The 8,302-nt window shown below is 74.3% G+C and carries 7 protein-coding genes; all 7 read left to right on the top strand.

What is annotated here, in order from left to right:
* Positions 1-823 (top strand): class F sortase (locus E4P41_RS03790; RefSeq protein ID WP_348536456.1); only part of this gene is annotated, 823 nt, incomplete at its 5' end.
* Positions 824-1,153: 330 nt separating this feature from the next.
* On the top strand, positions 1,154-1,930 hold the full coding sequence (locus E4P41_RS03785) for a transglycosylase domain-containing protein (protein ID WP_245177086.1): 777 nt from the start codon (positions 1,154-1,156) through the stop codon (positions 1,928-1,930).
* A 192-nt stretch (positions 1,931-2,122) separates the two neighbouring features.
* Positions 2,123-3,604: a DUF3375 domain-containing protein gene (locus E4P41_RS03780; RefSeq protein ID WP_135139539.1), complete on the top strand. Its 1,482-nt coding sequence runs from the start codon at positions 2,123-2,125 to the stop codon at positions 3,602-3,604.
* A gap of 4 nt (positions 3,605-3,608) precedes the next feature.
* On the top strand, positions 3,609-3,848 hold the full coding sequence (locus E4P41_RS03775) for a YlcI/YnfO family protein (protein ID WP_135139538.1): 240 nt from the start codon (positions 3,609-3,611) through the stop codon (positions 3,846-3,848).
* Positions 3,845-4,144: a type II toxin-antitoxin system PemK/MazF family toxin gene (locus tag E4P41_RS03770; protein WP_135139537.1), complete on the top strand. Its 300-nt coding sequence runs from the start codon at positions 3,845-3,847 to the stop codon at positions 4,142-4,144. Before E4P41_RS03775 ends, E4P41_RS03770 begins: the two co-directional genes overlap by 4 nt.
* Positions 4,145-4,270: 126 nt before the next feature.
* Complete coding sequence (locus E4P41_RS03765) at positions 4,271-4,906, top strand: DUF4194 domain-containing protein (RefSeq protein ID WP_135139536.1); 636 nt, start codon at positions 4,271-4,273, stop codon at positions 4,904-4,906.
* Complete coding sequence (locus tag E4P41_RS03760; RefSeq protein WP_135139535.1) at positions 4,903-8,301, top strand: SbcC/MukB-like Walker B domain-containing protein; 3,399 nt, start codon at positions 4,903-4,905, stop codon at positions 8,299-8,301. The genes E4P41_RS03765 and E4P41_RS03760 overlap by 4 nt, the downstream gene beginning before the upstream one ends.
* The last annotated feature ends 1 nt before the right edge of the window (position 8,302 follow it).

Here is an 8,302-nt window from a genome sequence, read left to right as displayed (position 1 = left end):
CGGGGCGGGCGGCGCCGCGCCCGCCGGCGGCACGCTCGCCGTCCGGCGGCGTGGCGACGCCGCCGTGCGCATCGTCGGGACGTACCCGCCCCCGCTTCCCACAGCATTCCCTGCGGACGTCGACGCGCTGCTCGCCCGTCCGCCCCGGGTCACCCGCTACGGCCGGCACCGGCGCCGGGCGCCCCGTGCGGCCCGCGCCTGGACCGCCACCTCTGTCGTCCTGGCCGCGGCCGGGGTCGGCCTCGTCGTCCTCGGACCAGCCCCCGCGGCCGAGTCCGTGCACCGCGTCGTCCCGGCCACCGCCGAGGCGCAGCCGCAGCAGCCGGCCCGAGCCGCGGCGGCGGCCGTCGCGCCGGTCGCCGTCCCTCCGCAGCTGCCGGCCGGCCTGCCCACGGCCCTCCGCATCCCCGCGCTCGGCGTCACCTCCGCCGTGATGGAGCTGGGCCTGCAGCGGGACGGCTCCATGGAGGTCCCGCCGGGCGCCTACCCGGTCGGCTGGTACGACCGCAGCCCCACCCCCGGCCAGCTCGGGCCCGCCGTCCTGGCCGGGCACGTCGACTGGGAGGGCGAGCCCGGCGCCTTCGCCGGCCTGCACGAGCTGGTTGCCGGCGACACGGTGGAGGTCGACCGCGCCGACGGCACCACCGCCGTCTTCCGCGTCGACCGGGTCGAGGAGCACGCGAAGGACGCCTTTCCCAGCGACGCCGTCTACGGCGACCTGGACCACGCCGGCCTGCGGCTGATCACCTGCGGCGGCTCCTTCGACGAGGAGACCGGCGACTACGCCGACAACGTCATCGTCTTCGCCCGGCTGGTCGGCTGACCCCCCGGCCATGACGCTCCGCGGCCGTACGATGGCGGTCCGCGTCGACCAGGAGAGCACCGCCCCATGTCCCCCGCCCGGCCGGACCGCTGGCCGACCGTCCGCCGCCGCGCCGGAGGTCACCCTTCCGCCGGGGCCGACGACGGCCGACCCGACCACGGCGACGTGGACCCGTCCGCGCGGGTCCCCGCGCCGCACGCCCCGTGGGACGACGCCGCGGGGCCCGACGGGTACGGCCCCGCGCCGGAGGAGCCCGCGCGCCGGTCGTTTCGACGCGACCGACGGGAACGGCCCCGCTCCCGTCGGAGGCTGGTCCGGCGGGTCGTCCGGGTGCTCACCGCGGTGGCCGTCGTCCAGGCGCTGGTCATGCTCTCGCTGCGCTGGGTGGACCCGCCGGCGACGGCGTTCATGCTGGCCAACCCCGACGGCGCGATCCAGCAGTCGGTGCCGGTCGAGCACGTGTCCCGCAACTTCCTCGCCGCGGTCATCGCGCACGAGGACGCCCAGCTGCCCTACCGCTCCGGCGCCGTCACGTGGGACGAGCTGTCCGCCCGCGCGCGGGCCCACCTCGCCGGCCAGGAGGACCCGTCCGGCTCGACCATCCCGCAGCAGGTCGCCAAGAACCTGTTCCTCAACCAGGAGATGAGCGCCTGGCGCAAGGCGGTCGAGGCCGGGCTGGCCGCGGAGCTCGCGCTGGCGGTCGACGATCGGCGGATGCTCGAGCTCTACGTCAACTACGCCCAGTTCGGGCCGACGATCTACGGCGTCTGCGCAGCGAGCTGGTACTACTTCGACACCCCGCCCCAGGACCTCCCGGTGGCGCAGGCCGTGCAGCTGGTCGGGCTGCTGCCTTCCCCGGGCCACGTCCGGCGGGCCCCCGGTGGCGGCCTCGACTTCGACGTCGCCGATGGCATGGGCTGGCTGTCCCGCTCGCACGTGCTCAACGCCCAGGCACGGGTGCCGCGGCACATCGAGGCACAGGGCTTCCAGCCGGTCGAGGACGCCGGCATCCCCGGGCTCGCCGCCGACCAGCCGGCCTCGGACGACGACTGCTCGCAGCGGCCGCAGGAGATCGCCGACCTGATCGCCGCGGAGGGCACCGCCTGACCGGTGGGCGGCAGCCCGAGGCCTCGGCCGGCAGACGACCGCGTCACGCTCGTGCTCGGCCCGTCACGGGGGGCGCCGACGGGCGGGGCCGCCGCCGCAGCGGCCCGACGGCCGGTGCAGCACCCGGCGCCGCAGGAACCGTCACCACCCCTCCCTAGTCTCGATCCGACCGGAGGGGAAGGGAGCGGCCGAGTGCACTACGACGACGTGGCAGCGCTCCAGCGGCACAGCTCGGCGTGGCGCCTGCTCCGGGCCGACCATGCGCCGCTGATCATCGGCTTCCTCGGCGAGGTCTTCGTCGAGGGCAACGTCCGGGGCATCCCCGCCGGCGAGCTCGCCGAGCGGTTGGACGACGTCCTCCACGCGATGAACGAGGGCACGGACCCGCCGCCGTTCCCCCGCACGCCGCGCGCGTACCTCGACGACTGGGCCGCGCCCGACGCCGGCTGGCTGCGCAAGTACTACCCGGCCGGCTCCGACGAGCCGCACTTCGACGCCACCCCGGCCACGGAGAAGGCGGTCGCCTGGTGCGCGTCGCTGCGTGCCCGCACCTTCGTCGGCACCGAGTCCCGGCTCAACACCGTCGTCGAGCTGCTCCGCCAGATGGCCTACGGCACCGAGACCGACCCCGACGCCCGCCTCGCCGAGCTCGAACGCCGCCGACAGCAGATCGACGACGAGATCGCTCGGGTCCGCAGAGGTGAGGTCACGGTCATGGACCCGGCCGCCCAACGCGACCGCTACCAGCAGTTCGCCGCCACCGCCCGGGAGCTGCTCGCCGACTTCCGCGAGGTCGAGGGCAACTTCCGAGCCCTCGACCGGGACCTGCGCGAGCAGATCACCACCTGGGACGGCGCCAAGGGCGGGCTGCTGGAGCAGGTCGTCGAGGGCCGCGCCAGCATCGCCGACTCCGACCAGGGGAAGAGCTTCCACGCCTTCTACGACTTCCTGCTCTCCCCCACGCGCCAGGAGGAGCTCACCGAGCTGCTCCGCCGCGTCCACGAGCTGCCCGCGCTGGACGACGCCGACGACCGCCTGCGCGCCGTGCACCACGAGTGGCTGGCCGCCGGCGAGCGCACCCAGGCCACCGTCCGCACCTTGTCCGAGCAGTTGCGCCGCTACCTCGACGACCGGGTCTGGCTGGAGAACCGCCGGGTCATGGACATCCTGCGCAGCATCGAGACCTCCGCCCTGGAGCTGCGCGAGGAGCGCCGCGTCGAGCTGACCGGTGAGATGGACGCGCTCGCCCCCACCGTCGTCCTGCCGATGGAACGTCCCCTGTACAGCCCGCCGGCCAAGGCCGCCGTCGACAGCACCGGCCTGGAGAGCGGGGACGACGACTTCGACTCCGCCGCTCTCTTCGCCCAGGTCCACGTCGACCCGGCGCCGCTCACCGCGCACGTCCGCCGCGCGCTGCTGCAACGGCCGCAGGTCGGCCTGACCGCACTGGTCCGCGAGCACCCGCTGGAGCAGGGCCTGGCCGAGCTGGTCACCTACTTGGCGCTCAGCGACCCGGCCTTCGACGTGGTCTTCGACGACACCCCAGAGCGGGTCGAGTGGCTGGACGGCGGCGGCCTCGCCCGCCGCGCCACCGTGCCCCGGGTCACCTACGCCCGCCGGACCGGGCCGCAACAGCCATCCGGTACCAACCTGCATCCCAAATCGGTACCGTGAAGGGATGAGCAAGCAGATCGCGGTACGCCTACCCGACGACATCGTCGAGTTCATCGACACCCTCGTCGCGCGCGGGCGCGCGCCCAGCCGGGCCGCGGTGGTGACCCGCGCCCTCGAACGTGAACGGCGCAGAGAAGTAGCCGCCCGCGACGCCGAGATCCTTGCCACCGCCCCGGGCGATCCCGACCTCGACGCCCTCGCCGGCTTCGCCGCACGGGTCCGGATGGATGAACTGGATCGATGAGGCCGATCCACGCGGCTCATCTCGACAAAGCCCGTCCGGTGCTCGTCCTCACCCGGGAGCTGGTCCGGCCACGGCTGTCCCGGGTGACCGTCGCACCGATCACCAGCACGATCCGCGGGCTGTCGACCGAGGTGCCCGTCGGCGCGGCCAACGGACTGGACCACCGCAGCGTGGTCAGCTGCGACAGCGTGACCACGGTGCCGAGCTCGGCCCTCGGCCGGCAGATCGGCTTCCTGCTGCCCGACCAGGAGGAGGCGCTGACCGAGGCGATCCACGCCGCCTTCGATCTGTACTGAGGCGAGGTGGCCGGTCCCGCCGCGGCGACACGCCCTCGCACATCGACACGCGAGGCTGTGCCCGGTTCTGTCGGCGCCTCTCGCTAGCGTCGGCAGCGGTCCAGCCGTCACCGAGGGAGCCACCGCATGACCGCACCGCCCGCGCGCTCCGAGCTCGACCTGCCGCTGGTCGCCACCTCCCTGATGAAGGGCGTGGTCTACCGCGACACCCACGAGCAGGTGTGGCGCCACCTGCTGCCGTTGCAGTTCCAGCTGCGTGACTACATGGCCGCCATCGGCCTCGTCCCGGTGGTCGACGAGGCCGAGGGCTACGCCTTCCTCCGGCAGCGGGACGACGCCGCGCCCGACGGAGCTCCCGCCGTCCCGCGGCTCGTCGCCCGCCGCTCGCTGTCCTTCCACGTCAGCCTGCTGCTCGCCCTGCTGCGGCGCCGGCTGGCCGAGTTCGACGCCACCGACGCCGGCAGCCGGCTCGTCCTCACCCGCGAGCAGATCGTGGCGATGCTGCGGGTCTTCCTGCCGGCCACCAGCAACGAGGCCCGCCTCGTCGACCAGGTCGACCAGCACATCACCAAGATCGTCGAGCTCGGCTTCCTCCGTCGGGTCCCGGGGGCGGACGGCGCGCTGGAGGTGCGCCGCATCCTCAAGGCGTTCGTCGACGCCCAGTGGCTGGCCGACTTCGACGCCCGGCTCGCCGCCTACGCGGCAGGGCTGCGCGGGGAGCCGGATCCCGCTGCCGACGACGAGGGAGGCCGCGCACCGTGACCACACCCGTCTCCCTCGCCCTCGACGGCGACCCGGCCGGCGACGCCCCGCCGTCCGGGTTCCGGCTCGACCGCCTGGAACTGCTCAACTGGGGGACGTTCGACCGTCGCGTCTGGACGCTGCGCGCCGGCGGCGCCAACACCCTGCTCACCGGCGACATCGGCTCCGGCAAGTCCACCGTCGTCGACGCCGTCACCACCCTGCTCCTGCCCGCCCAACGCATCTCCTACAACAAGGCCGCCGGCGCCGACACCCGCGAACGCAGCCTGCGCTCCTACGTGCAGGGCCACTGGCGCTCCGAGCGCAACGAGGCCACCGGCAGCACCCGCCAGGTCGGCCTGCGCAGCGGGAGCACCTACTCGGTGCTGCTGGCCGTGTTCGCCAACGCCGGCTACGGCGCCACGGTCACCCTCGCGCAGGTCTTCTGGCTGGGGGACGGCGAGGCCGGCCAGCCCGACCGCTTCTACGTCACCGCCGACCGCGACCTGTCCATCGCCGCCGACTTCGCCGACTTCGGCACCGACGTCGCCGCGCTCAGGCGCCGGCTGCGGAAGCAGCCCGGAATCGGCGTGTTCGGCGCATTCCCCGACTACGGCCGCGACTACCGCCGCCGCCTGGGCATCGACTCCGAGCAGGCGCTCGAGCTGTTCCACCAGACCGTGTCGATGAAGGCGGTCAGCGACCTCAACGGCTTCGTCCGCAGCCACATGCTGGAGCCGTTCGACGCCGCCGGCTGGATCGACCGGCTGGTCGCCCACTTCGACGACCTGACCCGGGCGCACGAATCCGTCGTCCGCGCCCGCAGCCAGCTGGAGCAGCTGCGCCCCCTGCTCGCCGACGCCGACACGCACGAGCGGCTCGGTGGCGAGATCGCCGCGCTCGGCGCCCAGCGCGACGCGTTGCCGGTGCACACCGCCCGGCTGCGCGCCGGCCTGCTGGCCCGCCGCATCGAGCGGCTGCGCCAGGCGGTCGAGGACGACGACCGGGAGCTCGCCCGGCTCGCCGACGACCTCACCCGCTCCCGTTCGCGGGAAGGGCAGCTGATCGTCGAGCGCGCGGGTCACGGGGGCGACCGGCTGGCCCGCATCGACGAGCTCGTCGCGGTCGAGGAGCGGGTCCGCGACGCCCGTCGCGCCAAGGCCTCGACCTTCGCCGGACTGCTCGCCGCCGCCGGACTGGACCCGGTCGCCGACGAGGGAACCTTCGCCGCCCGGCGGGCCGAGGTCGCCGAGGCCGGCCGGCGCGCGGCGACCGTCGCCGCCGACGCGCAGAACCGGCTCAGCGAGCTCGCCGTCGCCGAGGACGGCCTGCGCACCGAGTCCGACGACCTGCGCGCCGAGCTGGCCAGCCTCCGGGGCCGCAGCAGCAGCCTGCCGCGGCAGAGCCTGGAGCTGCGGCAGCGGCTGGTCACCGAACTCGGCGTCCCCGGTGCCGCGCTCCCTTTCGCCGGCGAGCTGATCCAGGTCGGCGAAGCCCACCGGGAGTGGGAGGGCGCCGCCGAGCGGCTGCTGCGCGGCTTCGCCCTCTCCCTGCTGGTGCCTGATGAGCACTACCCGGTGGTTTCCCGCTGGATCGACGCCCACCATCTGGGCGCCCGGCTGGTGTACTACCGCGTTCCCGCCCGCATGTCCGCCGTTCCGGCGCTGCCGTCGGCCGGGTCGCTGGCCGCCAGGCTGGAGGTGAAGGACTCGCCGCTGGCGTCGTGGGTCGAGGCCCAGCTCGCCCGGCGGGCCGACCACGAGTGCGTGGTCTCCATCGAGGAGTTCCAGCGCACCCCGAAGGCGGTCACCCGCGCCGGTCAGGTCAAGGAGCCGGGCGGCCGGCACGAGAAGAACGACGCCACCCGCATCGACGACCGCCGCTCCTACGTGCTCGGCTGGACCAACGAGGACAAGGTCCGGGCGCTGCTCGCCCAGGCGCAGACCGTGCAGGAGCGGCTCAACCGGCTGGCCGAGGAGCGCACGCGGACCCGGGCCGGGTACGACACCGCGACGGAGCGGGACCGCACGCTGAGCAAGCTCGACGTCTTCGACAGCTGGGCCGAGCTGGACTGGGAGGCGTGCGTCCGGCGGATCGCCGACCTCGCCGCCGAGCGCGAGCGGTTGCTGGCCGCCTCCGGCGTGCTGGACCGGATCGACCGCGAGCTCGGCGCGGTGCGCGAGGCCATCACGCTCGCCGACGAGCAGCGGTCGGCCTGCGAACAGCGGCGCGGCGGGCACCGCAGCGAACTGACCGAGGCCGAACAGCGGGCCGCCGCCGTCGCCGCCCGGCTCGAGGCCGCGGCCTCCGTGCCGGCCGACCACCTGGCCGCACTCGACGCGCGAGCCGCGGCCCTGCGCGGCGACGGCGGGCCGCCCGACTCCCTCGACGAGGTCGACGCACTGGAGGAGACCCTCTCCCGGCAGCTCACCCGGGAGCGGGAGCACCGGGCTACGCGGCAGGCGAACGCCGAGACCCGGTTGGTGCGGAAGATGGCCGACTTCCGCCGCGACCACCCCACCGAGACCGCCGAGATGGACGCCTCCATCGCCGCCACGGGCGAGTTCCGGGCCCTGCACGCCCGGCTGACCGGCGACGACCTGCCCCGCTTCGAGGCCACCTTCAAGCAGTACCTGAACGAGAACACCATCCGCGACATCGCCGGCTTCCTCGCCGAGCTCAACCGGCGCGCCGAGCTCATCACCCAGCGGGTGGCCACCATCAACGCCTCACTGGTCGACATCGACTACAACCCCGGCCGCTACATCCGCCTGGACTCCCAGCCGACCCCCCGCCCCGACGTGAAGGACTTCAAGCGGGACCTGCGGGCCTGCACCGACGACGCGCTCGCCGACGGCGACGACCAGTACTCCGAGCAGCGCTTCCTGCAGGTGCAGGCGATCGTCGAGCGGCTCCGCGGCCGCCCGGGCCACGCCGACACCGACCGCCAGTGGGCCCGCTTCGTCACCGACGTCCGCAACTGGTTCGTCTTCACCGCCTCGGAGCGCTGGCGGGAGGACGACGCCGAGCACGAGACCTACAGCGACTCCGGCGGGAAGTCCGGCGGGCAGAAGGAGAAGCTCGCCTACACCATCCTCGCCGCCTCGCTTGCCTACCAGTTCCGGCTCGACCCGGCCGCCGCCCGATCGAAGACCTTCCGATTCGTCGTCATCGACGAGGCCTTCGGCCGCGGCTCCGACGAGTCCACCCGCTTCGCGCTCACCCTGTTCACCCGGCTCGGGCTGCAGCTGCTCATCGTCACGCCGCTGCAGAAGATCCACGTGATCGAGCCGCACGTGGCCGCCGTCGGCTTCGTCGACAACCCGGCGGGCAACTACTCGCGGCTGCAGAGCCTGACCATCGAGGAGTACCGCGAGCAGCAGGCGCTGCGCCGGGCCGCCGGCGGCGGACGCTGAC

The organism is Geodermatophilus sp. DF01-2, from assembly GCF_004571065.1.
Taxonomy (GTDB): Bacteria; Actinomycetota; Actinomycetes; order Mycobacteriales; family Geodermatophilaceae; genus Geodermatophilus.
This window is presented reverse-complemented; position numbering and strand designations above follow the sequence as displayed.

Bases quoted from the DNA above. Each gene is read 5' to 3' on its own strand.
- E4P41_RS03775 (WP_135139538.1), top strand. From the start codon at position 3,609: ATGAGCAAGCAGATCGCGGTACGCCTACCCGACGACATCGTCGAGTTC.
- E4P41_RS03770 (WP_135139537.1), top strand. From the start codon at position 3,845: ATGAGGCCGATCCACGCGGCTCATCTCGACAAAGCCCGTCCGGTGCTC.
- E4P41_RS03765 (WP_135139536.1), top strand. From the start codon at position 4,271: ATGACCGCACCGCCCGCGCGCTCCGAGCTCGACCTGCCGCTGGTCGCC.